The organism is Rhizobium sp. AN68 (genome assembly GCF_030758035.1).
GTDB classification, from domain to species: Bacteria; Pseudomonadota; Alphaproteobacteria; order Rhizobiales; family Rhizobiaceae; genus Agrobacterium; species Agrobacterium tumefaciens.
Genome location: NZ_JARWMI010000003.1, coordinates 518,047 through 535,555 on the forward strand (window position 1 = coordinate 518,047; position 17,509 = coordinate 535,555).

General features: G+C 60.0%; 17 protein-coding genes. 13 read left to right on the forward strand and 4 right to left on the reverse strand.

Annotated features, from left to right (window positions below):
* Positions 1–85: 85 nt before the first annotated feature.
* From RBH71_RS15525 to RBH71_RS15545, 5 genes are all read left to right on the forward strand, one after another.
* On the forward strand, positions 86–1,087 hold the full coding sequence (locus RBH71_RS15525) for an MBL fold metallo-hydrolase (RefSeq protein WP_003515164.1): 1,002 nt from the start codon (positions 86–88) through the stop codon (positions 1,085–1,087).
* A 284-nt stretch (positions 1,088–1,371) separates the two neighbouring features.
* On the forward strand, positions 1,372–2,877 hold the full coding sequence (gene guaB, locus RBH71_RS15530) for an IMP dehydrogenase (protein WP_003515165.1): 1,506 nt from the start codon (positions 1,372–1,374) through the stop codon (positions 2,875–2,877).
* A 114-nt stretch (positions 2,878–2,991) separates the two neighbouring features.
* Positions 2,992–3,393, forward strand: a complete 402-nt coding sequence (locus tag RBH71_RS15535) for an MAPEG family protein (protein WP_003515166.1) — start codon at positions 2,992–2,994, stop codon at positions 3,391–3,393.
* 149 nt (positions 3,394–3,542) lie between these two features.
* Positions 3,543–4,571 (forward strand): alcohol dehydrogenase AdhP, encoded by a 1,029-nt coding sequence (gene adhP / locus RBH71_RS15540; protein ID WP_003515167.1) that lies wholly within the window; start codon positions 3,543–3,545, stop codon positions 4,569–4,571.
* 110 nt (positions 4,572–4,681) lie between these two features.
* Entirely contained in the window at positions 4,682–5,560 is an 879-nt protein-coding gene (locus RBH71_RS15545; protein WP_003515168.1) for a dienelactone hydrolase family protein, read from the forward strand.
* 44 nt (positions 5,561–5,604) lie between these two features.
* On the opposite strand, the gene moaB is transcribed toward RBH71_RS15545, so the two are convergent.
* From moaB to RBH71_RS15565, 4 genes are all read right to left on the reverse strand, one after another.
* Entirely contained in the window at positions 5,605–6,150 is a 546-nt protein-coding gene (moaB, locus tag RBH71_RS15550) for a molybdenum cofactor biosynthesis protein B (RefSeq protein ID WP_003515169.1), read from the reverse strand.
* Between the two features lie 26 nt (positions 6,151–6,176).
* Entirely contained in the window at positions 6,177–7,061 is an 885-nt protein-coding gene (locus tag RBH71_RS15555; RefSeq protein WP_003515170.1) for a 4-(cytidine 5'-diphospho)-2-C-methyl-D-erythritol kinase, read from the reverse strand.
* Between the two features lie 6 nt (positions 7,062–7,067).
* Positions 7,068–8,912, reverse strand: coding sequence for a tetratricopeptide repeat protein (locus tag RBH71_RS15560; RefSeq protein ID WP_013635516.1), 1,845 nt, complete (start codon positions 8,910–8,912; stop codon positions 7,068–7,070).
* Between the two features lie 191 nt (positions 8,913–9,103).
* Positions 9,104–10,120, reverse strand: a complete 1,017-nt coding sequence (locus RBH71_RS15565) for a polyprenyl synthetase family protein (RefSeq protein ID WP_003515172.1) — start codon at positions 10,118–10,120, stop codon at positions 9,104–9,106.
* A gap of 111 nt (positions 10,121–10,231) precedes the next feature.
* On the opposite strand from RBH71_RS15565, the gene RBH71_RS15570 reads away from it, so the two are divergent.
* From RBH71_RS15570 to RBH71_RS15605, 8 genes are all read left to right on the forward strand, one after another.
* Positions 10,232–10,462, forward strand: coding sequence for a DUF2007 domain-containing protein (locus RBH71_RS15570; RefSeq protein WP_003515173.1), 231 nt, complete (start codon positions 10,232–10,234; stop codon positions 10,460–10,462).
* A 6-nt stretch (positions 10,463–10,468) separates the two neighbouring features.
* Positions 10,469–11,269, forward strand: a complete 801-nt coding sequence (locus RBH71_RS15575) for a tRNA1(Val) (adenine(37)-N6)-methyltransferase (protein WP_003515175.1) — start codon at positions 10,469–10,471, stop codon at positions 11,267–11,269.
* 87 nt (positions 11,270–11,356) lie between these two features.
* On the forward strand, positions 11,357–12,226 hold the full coding sequence (locus tag RBH71_RS15580) for a S49 family peptidase (RefSeq protein ID WP_025592532.1): 870 nt from the start codon (positions 11,357–11,359) through the stop codon (positions 12,224–12,226).
* A 20-nt stretch (positions 12,227–12,246) separates the two neighbouring features.
* Entirely contained in the window at positions 12,247–12,441 is a 195-nt protein-coding gene (locus RBH71_RS15585) for an NfeD family protein (RefSeq protein WP_003515179.1), read from the forward strand.
* A gap of 100 nt (positions 12,442–12,541) precedes the next feature.
* Positions 12,542–13,504: a glycine--tRNA ligase subunit alpha gene (locus RBH71_RS15590; protein ID WP_013635520.1), complete on the forward strand. Its 963-nt coding sequence runs from the start codon at positions 12,542–12,544 to the stop codon at positions 13,502–13,504.
* 78 nt (positions 13,505–13,582) lie between these two features.
* Entirely contained in the window at positions 13,583–14,134 is a 552-nt protein-coding gene (locus RBH71_RS15595) for a LemA family protein (RefSeq protein WP_003515183.1), read from the forward strand.
* A gap of 84 nt (positions 14,135–14,218) precedes the next feature.
* Positions 14,219–15,496, forward strand: a complete 1,278-nt coding sequence (gene aroA / locus RBH71_RS15600; RefSeq protein ID WP_003515184.1) for a 3-phosphoshikimate 1-carboxyvinyltransferase — start codon at positions 14,219–14,221, stop codon at positions 15,494–15,496.
* Between the two features lie 23 nt (positions 15,497–15,519).
* Positions 15,520–17,457, forward strand: coding sequence for a DUF2207 domain-containing protein (locus tag RBH71_RS15605; protein ID WP_003515187.1), 1,938 nt, complete (start codon positions 15,520–15,522; stop codon positions 17,455–17,457).
* Positions 17,458–17,509 lie beyond the last annotated feature (52 nt).

Genomic DNA, 17,509 nt, shown 5'->3' on the forward strand with positions numbered 1-17,509 from the left:
CCTGCGTGAGGCCGGTTTTCTTGCAACTTTCTCGCTCTATTGTCCGTTGGGCAAAGTGACATTGGCGAGAATCGGGAGAAAAATGATGACTCAATCCTTGAGCATGAGCAGACGCGGCCTTATCGGTGTGGCGGGAGCAAGCGTTCTCGGCGCGCCGCTTCTGATGGCGCGCACCGCAACGGCGCAGACGAACCAGCCGCAAACTTCCATGGAGATCAAACACGCCATGCCGCCTGAAACCAATCGCTTCAAGCTTGGTACTTTCGAAGTGCTTGTCGTGAAGGACGGCGCGCGCGCCGCGCCCAATCCGGGCGAGACCTTCGGCACCGATCAGTCGGCGGAAACCGTCGGCAAGCTGCTGGAAGACAATTTTCTGCCGAAGGAGCAATTCGTCAATTCCTTCTCGCCGGTTCTCGTAAATACCGGCACGGACCTCGTGCTGTTCGACACGGGTTTCGGCGAGTCCGGCCGTGGCGCTGGTAATGGCCGTCTTATCGAAGGCATGGCGGCTGCCGGTTACTCTCCTGACGACGTGACCGTGGTGGTGCTGACCCACATGCACGGCGACCACATTGGCGGATTGATGGAAAAGGGCGCGCCGGCCTTCCCCAAGGCGCGTTATGTTTTCGGCCAGGCGGAATATGATTTCTGGACGGACGAGAAGCGGGTTGGCACGCCTGCCGAAGGCGGCCAGAAGGGCGTCATCGCCAACGTCAAACCGCTGGCGGAAAAGGCGACCTTCATCGGCGACGGTGCTGACGTAGTTTCCGGCATCACCGGCATTGCGGCGTTTGGCCATTCGCCGGGCCACATGATCTTCCGTGTCGAATCCGAAGGCAAGCAGCTGATCCTGACGGCTGATACGGCCAACCATTTCGTCCTGTCGCTGCAAAAGCCGGATTGGGAAGTGAAGTTCGACATGGACAAGGCGGCGGCAGCTGCAACCCGCAAGAAGGTCTACGACATGATCGCCACGGACCGGCTGCCGTTCCTCGGCTATCACATGCCTTTCCCGGCTGTCGGTTACGCGGAAAAGCTGGATACGGGGTACCGTTTCGTGCCGAAGTCCTACCAGTTCGACATCTGATGCATATCGCGCAAAAGCGTTAAGCGGTTTTGCGATAACGACATGCGTAAAAACAAGCAGTTAAAGCGCGTCGTGCGGAACAGGGATCCACAGGACGCTGTTTAACGCCTGCTGCAATGCAGCAACAGAATAAGCCCGGAAGGTCATTCCGGGTTTTTTCTATTTCCTTCCTGTCATGAACGTGTTACCAGCCCTCGCCAACTTCCAAGCAATCCTTGCAGGGCGCCGGGGTGAACTTTTCGTTCCGGGACGGCCACGCATTTTCATTATGAAGGAATTTGGTCATGGCACGCATCATTCAAACACCCACTGGTTTGGACGCCCTCACATTTGACGATGTGTTGCTGCAACCCGGACATTCCGAGGTTATGCCGGGACAGACGAATATCGCCACCCGCATTGCCCGTGATATCGATCTCAACCTGCCGATCCTCTCTTCCGCCATGGACACGGTCACGGAAGGCCGCCTTGCCATCGCCATGGCGCAGGCCGGCGGCATCGGCGTCATCCACCGCAACCTTACCCCCATCGAACAGGCCGAAGAAGTCCGGCAGGTAAAGAAGTTCGAGAGCGGCATGGTCGTCAACCCGGTCACCATCGGCCCGGATGCCACGCTGGCAGAAGCACAGGCTTTGATGAAGGCGCACGGCATTTCCGGCATTCCGGTGGTTGAAAACGGCGGTGCCGGCGGCCACAAGAATGGCCGTCTCGTCGGCATTCTGACAAACCGCGACGTGCGTTTCGCATCCGATCCGCAGCAGAAGATCTATGAACTGATGACCCGCGAAAACCTTGTTACGGTCAAGGAAAGCAGCGTCGATCAGCAGGAAGCGCGCCGCCTGTTGCACAAGCACCGCATTGAAAAGCTGCTGGTGGTGGATGGAAAAGGCAATTGCGTCGGCCTCATCACCGTCAAGGATATGGAGAAGTCGCAGCTCAACCCCAACGCCACCAAGGATGCGCAGGGCCGTCTTCGCGCCGCTGCCGCAATCAGCGTCGGTGCCGATGCCATCGAGCGCGCAGAACGCCTAATCGATGCCGGTGTTGACCTTCTGGTCGTCGATACCGCGCATGGCCATTCACAGCGCGTGCTCGATGCGGTTTCGGTGGTCAAGAAGATGTCGAACTCCGTTCGCATCATCGCCGGCAATGTTGCGACCGCTGACGGCACCAAGGCACTGATCGATGCCGGCGCCGATGGCGTCAAGGTCGGTATCGGCCCCGGTTCCATCTGCACCACCCGTATCGTCGCCGGCGTTGGCGTTCCGCAGCTTGCTGCGATCATGGCCTCTGTCGAAGTGGCCAATGCCGCAGATATTCCTGTCATCGCCGATGGAGGCATCAAGTTCTCGGGCGATCTGGCGAAGGCTATTGCCGCCGGCGCCTCCGCCGTCATGATCGGCTCGCTTTTGGCCGGCACGGATGAAAGCCCGGGCGAAGTGTTCCTCTATCAGGGCCGTTCCTTCAAGGCCTATCGCGGCATGGGTTCCGTTGGCGCCATGGCGCGCGGCTCCGCCGACCGTTATTTCCAGGCGGAAGTGCGCGACACGCTGAAGCTCGTTCCGGAAGGTATCGAAGGTCAGGTTCCCTATAAGGGTCCGGTCTCCGGCGTCCTGCACCAGCTGGCCGGTGGCCTGAAGGCTGCCATGGGTTATGTCGGCGGCGGCACGATCAAGGAATTCCAGGAGCGCGCCACCTTCGTGCGCATTTCCAGCGCGGGCTTGCGCGAAAGCCACGCCCATGACGTGACGATCACCCGCGAAAGCCCGAACTACCCCGGCGCGGTTTGATCTTTCGAGCCGAATCCGCAACAACATAGTCTCAGTATTTGGCGCTCCCCAATTCATGCCGGATCGGGGAGCGTTATTGTGATTGGAGGAGAAAGCATGTCACCAACGACCGCAATGTTCTGGCCGATGATAGCCCATGCATTTCTCGTGTTCGTTCTTTACGCCCTACTGCTTTACCGCCGCAAAAAATACACGCTGACGGACCGTGATACCGCGCTCAGATATCGCGATACGGGACAGGAAGGGCGCGAAAGCTATCTGGTCAACCGAAACATTGCCAACCAGTTCGAGCTTCCGGTTCTCTTCCACCCCGTCTGCCTGCTGCTTTATATTACCGACGCGGACAATATCGTTACCGTCGTTCTGGCCTGGCTGTTCGTGATTTCCCGTTATGCGCACTCCTTCGTTCACGTCACCAGCAACCGTTTGCGTTATCGTGCGCCATTGTTCGCGATTGGTTTCGCGCTTCTCGTCTGCCTCTGGGGCTGGCTCGCCATCTGGTTGGCGCTGGAGTGAGATGGCACCGTAAGGTTGCTTCATAAGTGAGACAATCGCGCCTCTAAAATGCTGCGATTTGCGATGGGTCAATTCCGTGACGCCCCATCCCCGGTAGTCTCTGCCTCGCCGTCGAGAATTTCAGGCGAGCAGAGATTAGGGAGTATGTCATGGCTAAAACAATGAAGGCCGCGGTTGTCCGCGCATTTGGCAAACCGCTGACCATCGAGGAAGTGGCGATACCGGATCCCGGCCCGGGTGAAATTCTCATCAATTACAAGGCGACCGGCATTTGCCACACGGACCTGCACGCCGCAACGGGCGACTGGCCGGTCAAACCCAATCCACCATTCATCCCCGGCCATGAAGGCGTCGGCTACGTCGCCAAGATCGGCGCTGGCGTGACCGGCATCAAGGAAGGCGACCGCGCCGGCACGCCGTGGCTTTACACCGCCTGCGGATGCTGCATTCCGTGCCGCACCGGCTGGGAAACTCTTTGCCCAAGTCAGAAGAACTCGGGTTATTCCGTCAATGGCAGCTTTGCGGAATACGGGCTTGCCGATCCGAAATTCGTTGGCCGACTTCCCGACAATCTGGAATTCGGCCCCGCTGCACCCGTGCTCTGCGCCGGTGTCACCGTCTACAAGGGTCTCAAGGAAACCGAAGTGAGGCCCGGCGAATGGGTGGTCATATCGGGCATTGGCGGGCTTGGTCATATGGCCGTGCAATATGCCAAGGCCATGGGCATGCATGTCGTTGCCGCCGATATTTATGACGACAAGCTGGAGCTTGCGAAAAAGCTGGGCGCGGATTTTACCGTCAACGGTCGGGCGCCGGATGCGGTGGAACAGGTGCAGAAGGCGACCGGCGGCGTCCACGGCGCGCTCGTGACGGCGGTTTCGCCCAAAGCCATGGAGCAGGCCTACGGTTTCCTGCGCTCCAAGGGCACGATGGCACTTGTTGGCCTGCCGCCGGGCTTCATCTCCATTCCGGTTTTCGAAACGGTGCTGAAGCGCATCACGGTGCGTGGCTCCATCGTCGGCACAAGGCAGGATCTGGAGGAGGCGCTTTCCTTCGCTGGTGAAGGAAAGGTAGCCGCCCACTTCTCCTGGGATAAACTCGAAAACATCAACGACATCTTCCGTCGCATGGAAGAGGGCAAGATCGACGGCCGTATCGTCGTGGACCTTGCCGCCTGAGACAGATGACCAGCGGCGGCGCTCACGCAAAAGTGTGCCGCCGCTTGTTCACCGGGCGACGATCTGCGCTATCCTCCCTGTGCATCTGCGCGTTCAGGGAGAAGAGAGCGATGGACGACAAGCCGAAGATTACGCAGGCCATGATCGACGCTTACGATGAATATACCCATCTCAGCGTCGATCGCCGCAAATTCATGGAAAAGCTCAGCCTGCTTGCCGGGTCCGGCGCAGCTGCTGCCGCAATCGCGCCGCTTCTTTCGGCCAACAGCGCCCGTGCGGCAATCGTCGCGCCTGATGATGCGGGTATCGTTGCGGAAGAGGTGACCCATCCCGCCCCCGGTGGCGAGATGAAGGGCTATCTCGTCACGCCGAAATCGGTTTCCGGCCCCATTGGCTCGGTTATCGTCATCCATGAAAACCGGGGCCTGAACGACCATATCCGCGATGTGGCAAGACGCGTGGCGCTTGCGGGGTTCAGGGCGCTTGCGGTTGATTTTCTGTCGCCGCAGGGCGGCACGCCTTCGGACGAGGATAAGGCACGGGAGATGTTCAGCGGCCTCGATATGGACGCAACAGTCGCCAATGCCGAAGCCGGTCGGGTGTGGCTCGCTGCAAGGCAGGGTGCGAACGGCAAGGTTGGTGCGGTCGGTTTCTGCTGGGGCGGCGGGCTGGTCAACCGGTTCGCCACCAAATCGGCAGGCCTGAATGCCGGTGTCGCCTATTACGGCCAGCAACCGCCGGCGGCCGATGTGCCTGCTATCAAGGCGCCCCTGCTGTTACAGTATGCCGGTCTGGATGAGCGCATTAATGCCGGTATCGACGCGTATAAAAAGGCGCTGGAGGAAAACGGCAAGACCTTCGAAATCTTCGTTTACGACGGCGTCAACCACGCCTTCAACAACGATACATCCTCGGCGCGATACGACAAGGCCGCGGCCGATCTCGCCTGGGGCCGGACGACGGAGTTCTTCAAAAAATATCTGGCGTGATGGGGTTTTGGTCCGCTGTGACGAACAACCCCTGAAATTCCACTCTAGACGCCGCCAGCCCCGCGTTTCAAATGCTCATCAAGCCGGGGCATGATCTCAACGAAATTGCAGGGCAGGTGGCGGTAATCGAGCTGGGCTTTGAGAATACCGTCCCAGGCATCCTTGCAGGCGCCGGGAGAGCCGGGCAGCACGAAGATGAAGGTGGCGTTTGCCACGCCGCCGGTCGCCCGTGACTGGATGGTGGCGGTGCCGATCTTTTCATAGGAAATGCGATGGAAGATGGCGGAAAAGCCGTCCATGCGCTTTTCGAACAGGGGTTCCAGCGCCTCGGGTGTCACGTCGCGGCCTGTAAAGCCGGTGCCGCCGGTGGTGATGACCACATCCACGCTCCCGTTGAGCGTCCAGTCGCGCACGGTGTTGAAAATAGCAGCCTTGTCGTCTGCCACGATGGTGCGAGCGGCGACCTTGTGTCCGGCTTCCTCTATGCGTGCGACTAGCGTGTCGCCGGACTTGTCATTCTCAAGCGTGCGGCTGTCCGAAACGGTCAGAACCGCGATGCCGAGGGGAATGAAGGGTCTTTCGCCTGCCATGGCCTTATCCTCGAATTGTGTTGTCTTCAGATGGTCCGCGTCGCCTGAAAATACCAGCCGGGGCGCTTGTTTCGAAGCGATGTTTCCGCTTTTCGGGCGGCCTCGAAGGAATGAAATAATCCAAAACAGGTGGCACCCGAACCGGACATGCGCACAAGGGAAGCACCTTCCTGCGACAGCATGCCGGCGATTGCGCCGATCTCCGGCAGAAGTGCCTTCGCGGGGACTTCCAGATCGTTTCGGCTTTGCGCCAGAAAATCCATCCAGCCGTCTTCTTTGCGCTCCGGCAGGGGCGAGTTGGCCTTGTCGAGCAATCGCCGAAAAATCTCCGGCGTCGAGACCGCTTTCAGAGGGTTGGCCAGCACCAGAAAGAATTCCGGCAGATCGGAGACCGGCTCGATATCCTCGCCGATACCTCGTGCGATGAGTGGGCGGCTTTCAAGGCACATCGGCACGTCAGCGCCAAGCGCAAGCGCGATGGGTGCGAGATTTTCAGGAACAATCCCGGCATTCCAGTGCCGCAACAGCGCCCGCAGTGTCGCCGCCGCATCCGCTGAGCCGCCGCCGATTCCGGAGGCGACCGGCAGGTTCTTTTCGAGATGGATGGCAACCGGGCGTGCCGATTGACCTGCCGCCACAAGCGCATCACGCAAAAGGTCTCTGGCACGGACGACGAGATTGTTGCCGCCATCGCCTGCGCGCAGCAGATCGCCAAACGGGCCGGAGATGGAGAAAGTGTCGGCATCGGCATCGCGAACATGGATCGCGTCGCCTGCTTCGGTGAAGGTCACCAGCGTCTCGAGCAGATGATAACCATCTGCCCGCTGACCGGTTACATGCAGTGCCAGATTGATCTTGGCCGGGGCCGCCTCGTTTGTTTCGACAGCCCTGGTAATGTCATCCGCGCGCATGTCGCGTCAGGATTTCTTATCCGGGGCAGGGGCAACAGGGGCCGGTGCTGGCGGAGCCGGCGGCTGCGGCGCGGCCTCCTTCTTGGCGGTGTTTTCGGCGTCCTTTTCCAGCGGCGGCAGGCCGTTGGCAATCTTTTCCTTCACCTTGGCCTTGTCCAGATCGTCATTGTCGCCAATCAGTGCGCGGTTCCACTGATACACGGCCTCGATCTTGCGACCGACACGCCAGTAGGCATCGCCCAGATGATCGTTGATGGTCTGATCGCCGGCCTTTAGCTCGATTGCCCGCTCCAGTTCGGTCACGGCCTGGTCAAATGCGCCCAGCCGGAAATGCGCCCAGCCAAGCGAATCGACGATATAGCCGTCATTGGGCCGAAGCTCGACCGCGCGGCTGATCATCTTCATCGCTTCGTCGAGGTTGATACCCTTGTCCACCCAGGAATAGCCGAGATAGTTCAGCACCTGCGGCTGTTCCGGGTTGAGTTCGAGCGCACGCTTGAAGTCCGGCTCGGCCTTGTCCCATTCCTTCAGGCGCTCATGGGCGATGGCGCGCTGGAAGAACACGGTCCAGTCCGACTTCTGCGGTACGGCACCGATCACCTCGACAGCCTTGTCGTAGTTTTCGGCCATGGCCTTGTAGTCCTTGGCGTCGGAAAGCACGCTGCCATAGGCGAGGTAAGAACGGATATCCTTCGGATCGGATTGCAGCAGGGATTGCAGGTGGTTGCGCGCTTCCTCCACCTTGCCCGTCTGCGCCAGCGTCAGCCCGAGCTGCAGCTCGGAGATGCGGTGCATCGGCGAATCCTTCGGCACGTCGCGGTAGAAGGCGATGGCGCGGTCGGGCTGTTTCATCGCCTCGGCAAGTCCGCCGAGAAGGATCAGCGTATCGGCGCTTTGCGGATCGAGCGCCCGCGAGGTCTGAAGGTAAAGCGTGACGATCTCTTCGGCACCTTCGCGGTTCAGCGCGCCCGCGATGGAAAACATCACGGAAGCCGCGCCTTCAACGGCATTGGTGATCTGCTGCGGCGGCTTCTCGCCCTTCTCGATGGATTGGCGAAGCGCTTTGAGCGGCGCATAGTTCGGCGCAAAAGTGTCGCCGACCGCAATTGCGTCCAGCGCCTTCTGCTTGTTGCCGGCTGAAGCCTCCAGCCGTGCAAGCGCCATCACCGCGCGCATATAGGTGTCGGAAGCGGTTGCCCCGCCTTCACGATCCGTCACGGCCTCATTGAGGCTCTTGCGGGCAGCATCTGTGTTGCCGGAGACAAGGGCGATCGCCGCAGCATTGTATTTCTGAAAAATCGAAATCCAGCCCGGACCCTTCATGTTGTTGACGAGGGCCAGCGCTTCCTTGGGCTTGCCTGAACCGGCGCGCGCCCATGCCGTCAGAAGCGTGTTGACCATGCGGTCGAGATCGTTCGGGCCGGTATATTTCAGGATTTTCTCGGCCTTGACGAATTCCTTGTCCTTGATGGCGTCGAGGCCGCGCACGATGGTCGTCACGCGTTCGACGGAGGTATCGTCCTTCATCGAATCGGCAATCTTGGCGCCAGCCTCGAAATTGCCGCTCAACAGTTCGGCGATCATCAGGCGCTGGCGGATTTCCGAATTGGCCGGATCGAATTCCAGCGCCTTCTTGTAGAGCGAAATCGCGGTGGGGTAATCCTGATCGACATCGGCATTGCGCGCGGCAAGGAATGCGCCGGAGAAGGTATTTACCTTGGCAGGATCGAAAGTAACGGCCTTGGCTTCCGTTTTCGTCTCCGCAAAGCCGGGGCTTGCACCCGCGCCAAGTGCGAGAGCGGCGGCAAGAGCCGCGCTGCAGAGAAGACGAAGTGCTGGTTTACGCCGCATGAGGGAACCTTTGCCTTTGTGCAGAAGCACGGAAAAATCAGTTTCCATTGTTTGGTCACGATAGAATGGCTTTTTTGAAGCAACCCCGCAAGAAATTATGGCCCGCGCCACAATCTCCCCTTGCCGGACACCCAGTCCGAAACAGCGGCGGACGGTCTTGTCCATCCGCCGTTTGCCTGAGGCCTCCAGCGTCAGTTGAGACGCTCGATGCAGAAGTCAATGACTTCCAGAAGCGCGTTTTTCCACGGGCTTTCCGGCAGCGGTGCAAGCGCATCGCGGGCAATGGTGCCGTAATGCGTGGCGCGGCCGATCGTATCGCCAAGACCGTTGTATTTGGTGATGAGGCCGAGCGCCTTTTCGAGGTTCTCGTCGCTGCTTTCGCCGTTTTCGATGGCGTTGCGCCAGAAGGCGCGCTCATCCTGCGTGCCGCGGCGATAGGACAGGATGACTGGCAGGGTGATCTTGCCCTCACGGAAATCGTCACCCGTATTCTTGCCGAGATCGGCGGATTTGCCACCGTAATCCAGCACGTCGTCAACGAGCTGGAAGGCGAGGCCGAGATTCATGCCGTAGGATTTCAGCGCGCTGCGGCTTGCCTTGTCGGTTTTGGCGACGATGGGGCCAACTTCCGCGGCCGCTGCAAAAAGGGCGGCCGTCTTGGCGCGAATCACCTGCAGATAATCGTCCTCGGTCGTTTCCATGTTCTTGGCGACCGAAAGCTGCAGCACTTCGCCCTCGGCGATGACCGAAGCGGCGGTGGACAGCACATCGAGCGCATCCAGCGAGCCGACGTCCACCATCATGCGGAAGGCTTGGCCGAGCAGGAAGTCGCCGACGAGAACGCTTGCCTGATTGCCCCAGATGGTGCGGGCGGTGGACTTGCCACGGCGCAGATCGCTTTCATCCACCACGTCGTCATGCAGCAGCGTCGCCGTGTGCATGAATTCCACGCTGGTGGCGAGCTTGATATGGTGGTCGCCCTCGTAACCGAACATCGAGGCAGAGGCCAGCGTCAGCATCGGCCGCAGGCGTTTGCCTCCGGACGAGATCAGATGGTTGGCCACCTCAGGTATCATCTGGACATCGGAACCGGCTCTGGAAAGGATAAGCTGGTTCACCCGTTCCATGTCGGCACGGGTCAGGTCGACAAGCGGCTTGACGGATGCGAGTTTGTTTTTGCTTTCTTCAAGCGGTATGACGACGCCCAAGGGACAGGACTCCTGTTCGAATTTGAGTTCGACAATAAAAACTGGCGCCTGTCGCGGCAAGGGGCGAATTGCCGCTAGCCATTCAAAAAAATGGGAATTTGGGGCTTATCCATGCGTGAACTGATCCGTACCAACGATGCCGTGCTGTTATCCTTCGCCGAAAGCCTGATGAAGGACGCTGGCATCCATTGCCTTGTCGCCGATCAGGCAATGAGCATTCTGGAAGGTTCGCTCGGTCTTTTGCCCCGACGGTTCCTGGTGGAGGAAGACCGCGCCGGTGAGGCCCGCCGCATTCTCGTGGATGCCGGTCTGGGCGACGAATTGCGCAACGAAGAGGCGTAAACGAACGTGGGCGGCGAGATTTCGGAAACTTTGGATGCGTTTCACCGGGGCCGTTTTCACATTCTCCAGCCCAAGGGCAGGGGGCACCGCGCCGGCATGGACGCCATGCTTCTTGCCTCGATGGTGGCGGACGAGCGCGCCTGCCGCATAGCCGATCTCGGCGCGGGGGCGGGCGCGGCAGGTTTCGCGGTTGCCACGCGGCTTGAAAAGGCCGAAGTGACCCTGTTCGAACGTTCGCCGGAAATGGTGGAATTTGCCCGCCGCAGCCTGGCATTGCCGCAAAATGCCGCTTTTTCCGCCCGTATCAGCGTGCGTGAGGCCGACGTGACACTGCGTGGCAAGGCGCGCGTCGAGGCCGGACTGCCGGACGGGCATTTTCACCACGTCATCATGAACCCGCCCTATAATGATGCAGGTGACCGCCGCACGCCCGATGCGCTGAAGGCTGAGGCCCACGCCATGACGGAGGGCCTGTTCGAGGACTGGATCAGGACCGCAGGTGCGATCACGGTTCCAGGCGGGCAGCTTTCCCTTATTGCACGGCCGCAATCGGTGGCGGAGATCATTGCCGCCTGTGGCAGCCGTTTCGGCGGCATCGAGATCACACTCATCCACCCACGCCCCGGCGAGGACGCGGTGCGCATGCTCGTAACCGCGATCAAGGGGTCACGGGCGCGGCTGTCGTTCCGGGCGCCGCTCGTCATGCACGAGACCGGCAGCCATGCCTTCACGCCCATCGTGGATGACCTGAATAATGGCCGCACCGCCTATCGCCGTAATGTAAAGGCAATCGGGCCTGGCCTATAAATTCGCCGTTCCTCCGGCCGCAAACCATTGTGTTTTGCAGGGCAATACATACATCCGTGACGAACAGGCAAATGCTGCGAGGAGTGAATTGTGGGTTTTCTGAAGTATCTGGTGCCGAAGCGCTTTCGCAAAAAAGAACTCGTCATCCCGGTTGTGCGCATGCATGGCGCCATCATGGCTGGCGGCAACCAGTTCCGCCCCGCTCTCAATCTTGCCTCCTACGCACCGCTGCTGGAAAAGGCCTTTGCCATCAAGGACGCGCCAGCTGTCGCCATTTCCGTGAATTCTCCCGGTGGCTCGCCGGTGCAGGCGCGAATGATCTATAATCGCATCCGCCAGCTTGCCGAGGAAAAGGACAAGAAGGTCCTGATCTTCGTTGAGGATGTGGCGGCCTCCGGTGGCTACATGATCGCGCTTGCCGGCGACGAGATCATCGCCGACCCCACCTCTATCGTCGGTTCGATCGGCGTCGTTTCCGGTGGTTTTGGTTTCCCGGAAATGCTGAAGAAGATCGGGGTGGAGCGCCGCGTCTATACGGCCGGCGAGAACAAGGTCATCCTCGATCCCTTCCAGCCGGAAAAAGAGGGCGATATCGAATATCTGAAGTCGCTTCAGGTCGAAATCCACAATGTTTTCATCGATATGGTCAAGATGCGCCGCGGTGCAAAACTGAAGGGTGATGAGACGGTCTTCTCCGGCCTGTTCTGGACCGGTATGCGTGGCCTGGATCTCGGCTTGATCGACGGCTTGGGCGACATGAGGGAAGTTCTGCGCCGCCGTTACGGGACGAAGGTCAAGCTTCAGCTCGTCACCGGCGGGCGCTCGCTGTTCGGAAAAAAAGTGCCGGGCGTGAATGCGGCACTCGGCCTCAATGCCGAAAGGCTTGCGGCAGGCGCCGTCTCGGGACTTGCGGAAGTTGCCGAAGAAAAGGCATTGTGGTCGCGTTTCGGTCTATGATGTCGCAGGAATAGGGCCTTATGGCGCAGCTTATTACAATTGTTCTTCTGGTGGTGGGATCCGTCATCCTCTACCGCCGCTTCGTTCGCGATGCGGAAAAGCTTTCGGCAAAATCGAAGCAGCGCGAAAAGGAACGCGAAACCGGCGCCATCGGCACGCTGATCAAGGATCCCGAAACCGGCGAATACCGCGTGAAGCGTGAGGATGAGACGTAAGCCGGTGTCTCCACGCATAAATCCTTGACCCCTTCGCCATGCCGTGGCACCAGTCCGCATCCGAAGTAAGTCAGTGCTTACTTATCCTCACAACGCCGCGATGACTGCAATGACCGATATTCCAGACCATATGAACCCCAAGCGTTCCTTTCAGGCGCTGATCCTGACGCTGCACAATTACTGGGCCGACAAGGGCTGCGCGGTATTGCAGCCCTATGATATGGAAGTGGGCGCGGGTACGTTTCATCCGGCAACGACGCTGCGCGCGCTGGGACCGAAGCCGTGGAAGGCTGCCTATGTGCAACCCTCGCGCCGGCCTTCTGATGGTCGCTACGGTGAAAACCCCAACCGTTTGCAGCATTATTACCAATATCAGGTCATTCTGAAGCCCAACCCTTCCAACCTTCAGGAACTCTATCTCGGTTCGCTGAAGGCCATCGGTCTCGATCCGCTGCTGCATGATGTGCGCTTCGTCGAAGACGACTGGGAAAGCCCGACGCTCGGCGCCTGGGGTCTCGGCTGGGAGTGCTGGTGCGACGGTATGGAAGTGTCGCAATTCACCTACTTCCAGCAGGTCTGCGGCATCGAATGCTCGCCGGTCGCTGGCGAACTGACCTACGGTCTGGAGCGTCTGGCCATGTATGTTCAGGGCGTCGACAATGTCTACGACCTCAACTTCAACGGCCGCGAGGGTGAAGAGAAGATCTCCTATGGTGACGTCTTCCTGCAGGCCGAGCAGGAATACTCCCGCCATAATTTCGAATTTGCCGACACCGGCATGCTGCATCGTCATTTCATCGACGCGGAAAAGGAATGCCTGGCGCTTCTCGCCGCCGGTGCGCCGGGTGATGATGACAATCAGCGCCTGCATAAATGCGTGTTCCCGGCCTATGACCAGTGCATCAAGGCAAGCCATGTCTTTAACCTGCTGGATGCGCGCGGCGTGATCTCGGTGACGGAACGCCAGAGTTATATCCTGCGCGTGCGCACGCTGGCGAAAGCCTGCGGCGAAGCCTTCCTGCTCACGGATGCGGGCGGGTTGAACTGGAACAGGGCCGCCTGAACCTTTATGTAAGGCGGGGCAACAGTCTAACGTGCGGGTGCCGTTGCGGCGCTCGCGCCTCTTGAGGAGGGGTCGGGAATGTTCATCACGCTGGCAATCATCGCGGCAATCGCGCTCTATGTCGTCTTCATCTATAACGGCCTCGTCAAGGCGCGGCAGATGAAGGAAGAGGCGTGGTCGGGCATCGATGTGCAGTTGAAACGCCGCGCCGATCTCATTCCCAATCTCATCGAGACCGTGAAGGGTTACGCGGCGCATGAAAAAAGCACCTTCGAGGAGGTGATTGCCATGCGCAACCGGGCCCAGGCCGTACCGGCTGGCGATGTCGAAGGCCGCGCCCAGGCGGAAGGCATGCTGTCACAGGCGCTCGGCAAGCTCTTTGCGCTCGCTGAAGCCTATCCCGATCTGAAAGCCAATACGAACTTTCTGGAATTGCAGCGCTCGCTGGAAACCATCGAGGGCGAACTGCAGATGTCGCGCCGCTATTACAATGGCGCCGCGCGCGATCTGAACGTCAGGGTGGAAAGCTTCCCATCCAATCTGATCGCCGGCCAGTTCGGTTTTGCCAAGGCGCCTTACTTCGAGATCGAAAACCCGGCAGACCGCGCCGTGCCGACCGTGAAATTCTAAGGCAACCGTTCCCAGGGGCCAAGTCCTCCCGCCGACATTCCTGTATCCCGGCTCTCTGCCGCATTCTTTGACAAGACGACGATCATGATCGAACTGACCATCACCCCGCCCGGCCACCCGCTTTCCGGCAAGGTAGAGCCGCCCGGCTCCAAATCCATCACCAACCGCGCGCTTCTGCTGGCTGGCCTCGCCAAGGGAAAAAGCCGCCTAACCGGCGCGTTGAAGAGCGATGATACGCTCTATATGGCCGAAGCCCTGCGCGCCATGGGAGTTAAGGTGACAGAACCTGACGCCACGACCTTCGTGGTGGAGGGTACAGGCGTGCTTCAGCAGCCGGAAAAGCCGCTTTTTCTCGGCAATGCCGGCACAGCCACTCGGTTCCTGACTGCGGCTGCAGCACTGGTGGATGGCGCCGTCATCATCGATGGCGACGAGCACATGCGCAAACGCCCGATCATGCCGCTGGTGGAAGCGCTGCGCGCCCTCGGCGTCGAAGCGGATGCGCCGACCGGCTGCCCGCCAGTTACCGTGCGGGGCAAGGGCATGGGTTTCCCGAAGGGCAGCGTCACCATCGATGCCAACCTCTCCAGCCAGTATGTGTCGGCACTTCTGATGGCGGCCGCCTGCGGCGACAAGTTCGTTGATATCATCCTCAAGGGCGAGGAAATCGGCGCGAAGGGTTATATCGATCTCACAACATCAGCCATGGAAGCTTTCGGTGCGAAGATTGAGCGAGTTAGCAACGCCATCTGGCGCGTGAATCCGACCGGCTATACCGCGACCGATTTCCACATCGAACCGGATGCATCCGCCGCCACCTATCTCTGGGGCGCGGAACTTCTGACCGGCGGTGCGATCGACATCGGCACGCCCGCCGACAAGTTCACCCAGCCGGATGCCAAGGCCTATGAGGTCATGGCGCAGTTTCCGCACCTGCCCGCTGAAATCGACGGTTCGCAGATGCAGGACGCCATTCCGACCATCGCCGTTCTCGCCGCGTTCAACGAAACGCCGGTACGTTTCGTCGGCATTGCCAATCTGCGTGTGAAGGAATGTGACCGTATCCGTGCCGTCTCGCTCGGCCTCAACGAAATCCGCAACGGTCTGGCGCATGAGGAAGGCGACGACCTGATCGTGCATGCCGATCCGGCGCTCGCTGGTCAGACGGTCGATGCCTCCATCGATACTTTTGCCGATCACCGCATCGCCATGAGCTTTGCGCTGGCGGCGCTGAAGATCGGCGGCATCGCCATCCAGAACCCTGCCTGCGTTGGCAAGACCTATCCGGGCTACTGGAAGGCGCTCGCCTCGCTCGGCGTCGACTATACCGAAAAGGAAAGTGCTGCCGAGCCGCAGCACTGAAACCGGCTGGAGGAGACCGCCCCGTGAAGACCATCGCCGCAAGACTTCTCGCGCTGCTTGTCTTCCTGGGCGCGGCCTGCCCGGCCTTTGCGGAAGAATTCATCCGCTCCTATCATTCCGTCGTCGAGGTTGCGAAGAGTGGCGAACTGACGGTGACGGAAACCATCACCGCCCGTGCCGAAGGCCAGAACATCAAGCGCGGCATCTTTCGCGATTTCCCGCTTTATGCGCTGGATGCGAATAACCGACGCACCAAGGTGGATTTTAACGTCGTTTCCGTGGAGCGCGATGGCGCGCCGGAGAACTGGCGCACCGAGAATATCGATGGCGGCATCCGCATTTATACCGGCAGCGCCGACCGTTTTCTTCCGACCGGCGAGCATATCTTCCAGATCACCTACACCACCGCCCGGCAGATCCGTTATTTCAGCGACTATGACGAACTCACCTGGAATGTCACCGGCAATGGCTGGCAGTTTCCGATGGGTGAGATTTCAGCCACCATCACTTTGCCACAGGGCGTGAAGGCTACCGGTACTGCCGTTTTCACCGGTCCACTCGGTGCCAAGGGCAAGGATGCGCGCATTTTGAGCGAAGGCAACGAGGTGTTTTTTGCCTCTACCCGCCCGTTTTCAGTGGGCGAGGGCATGACAGTTGCCGTGAAGTTACCGAAGGGCGCCATTGCCGCCCCCGCCTCCTCCCAGGAGGCCGGTTGGTGGCTACGTGACAATCTTGCCATCCTGCTTTCGGGCGGCGGGCTTTTCGCAGTGCTGCTCTATTATCTGCGAGCATGGTTCGCGGTCGGCCGTGATCCGGCCAAGGGTGTAGTCGTGCCGCGCTGGGATGCACCGGAGGGGCTTTCGCCGGCTCTGGTCAATTACGTTGATAACAGGGGTTTTTCCGGCGCAGGCTGGACAGCGCTGTCCGCCTCGGCACTTGATCTGGCGGTCAAGGGTTATGTCGTTCTGGAGGATCTGAAGAACTCCATCGTCATCCGCCGCACGCAAAAGCAGGCTGGGGCGGAGTTGCCGAGCGGGCAGAAGACGCTGTTGTCCTCCATCGGTGGTCCGGGCGAGACGCTCACCATCGACAAGGCGCATGGAACGGAAGTCGAAAAAGTCGGCAAGCAGTTTCGCGCGGCGATAGAGAAAGAGCACCGCGGCAAATATTACCGCAGCAACGCCGGTTACATCGTTTTCGGCATCTTCTTCAGCGTCGCCATCATCGTCGCGACGCTGGTGTTCGGTGATCTCGATGAAAGCGCCATTGCCGCCGTGCTGGTCTTCGGCTTTTTCGCCTTCTTCTTCAGCATCCTGTCGATCGGCATCGGCCGACAGTTCTCGCGTGGTGCGTCGTTGAGCAAGCGCATCGGCGGCATCGTCATGCTGGCCTTTGCCGGTTTTGTGGCTTTTTCGGTCATTGGCGGCATTGCCACACAGATCCTGCTGGATGTGACGCATGACACCAAGTCGCTGGCGCTGGCTGCCATCGGCGGCATCGTGCTTACCAACGCGCTGTTCCTGTTCCTGATGGGTGCGCCGACGCCGCTCGGCCGCAAGCTGATGGACGGCATCGAGGGCCTCAGAACCTATCTGACGCTGGCGGAAAAGGACCGGATGAATATGGCGGATGCCCCCGCCATGTCGCCGCAGCATTTTGAGACATTGCTGCCCTATGCGGTCGCGCTCGGCGTGGAAAAACCCTGGAGCCGTACCTTCGAGACCTGGCTCGCGACAGCCGCCGCTGGTGCCGCCGCGGCAAGTTATGCGCCCGGCTGGTATTTGGGCAGCAATTACGGCAGCTTCGGAGACCGGATTGGTGGGTTCTCCACTTCCATGGCGAATACAATCGCTTCCACCATTCCCCAGCCTGTCAGCTCATCTTCCTCCAGCTTTTCAGGTGGCGGTGGCGGTGGTTCTTCCGGTTCGGGCGGCGGCGGCGGTGGTGGTGGCGGCTGGTAACGTCCACCGGCGGTAATTTAACCGATAGCTGATGACTTTTGCCGCTGGTCTT

Bases quoted from the DNA above. Each gene is read 5' to 3' on its own strand.
- RBH71_RS15535 (WP_003515166.1), top strand. From the start codon at position 2,992: ATGTTCTGGCCGATGATAGCCCATGCATTTCTCGTGTTCGTTCTTTAC.
- RBH71_RS15560 (WP_013635516.1), bottom strand. From the start codon at position 8,912: ATGCGGCGTAAACCAGCACTTCGTCTTCTCTGCAGCGCGGCTCTTGCC.
- aroA (WP_003515184.1), top strand. From the start codon at position 14,219: ATGATCGAACTGACCATCACCCCGCCCGGCCACCCGCTTTCCGGCAAG.
- guaB (WP_003515165.1), top strand. From the start codon at position 1,372: ATGGCACGCATCATTCAAACACCCACTGGTTTGGACGCCCTCACATTT.
- RBH71_RS15545 (WP_003515168.1), top strand. From the start codon at position 4,682: ATGGACGACAAGCCGAAGATTACGCAGGCCATGATCGACGCTTACGAT.
- RBH71_RS15585 (WP_003515179.1), top strand. From the start codon at position 12,247: ATGGCGCAGCTTATTACAATTGTTCTTCTGGTGGTGGGATCCGTCATC.
- RBH71_RS15525 (WP_003515164.1), top strand. From the start codon at position 86: ATGACTCAATCCTTGAGCATGAGCAGACGCGGCCTTATCGGTGTGGCG.
- RBH71_RS15570 (WP_003515173.1), top strand. From the start codon at position 10,232: ATGCGTGAACTGATCCGTACCAACGATGCCGTGCTGTTATCCTTCGCC.
- RBH71_RS15555 (WP_003515170.1), bottom strand. From the start codon at position 7,061: ATGCGCGCGGATGACATTACCAGGGCTGTCGAAACAAACGAGGCGGCC.
- adhP (WP_003515167.1), top strand. From the start codon at position 3,543: ATGGCTAAAACAATGAAGGCCGCGGTTGTCCGCGCATTTGGCAAACCG.
- moaB (WP_003515169.1), bottom strand. From the start codon at position 6,150: ATGGCAGGCGAAAGACCCTTCATTCCCCTCGGCATCGCGGTTCTGACC.
- RBH71_RS15595 (WP_003515183.1), top strand. From the start codon at position 13,583: ATGTTCATCACGCTGGCAATCATCGCGGCAATCGCGCTCTATGTCGTC.
- RBH71_RS15590 (WP_013635520.1), top strand. From the start codon at position 12,542: ATGACTGCAATGACCGATATTCCAGACCATATGAACCCCAAGCGTTCC.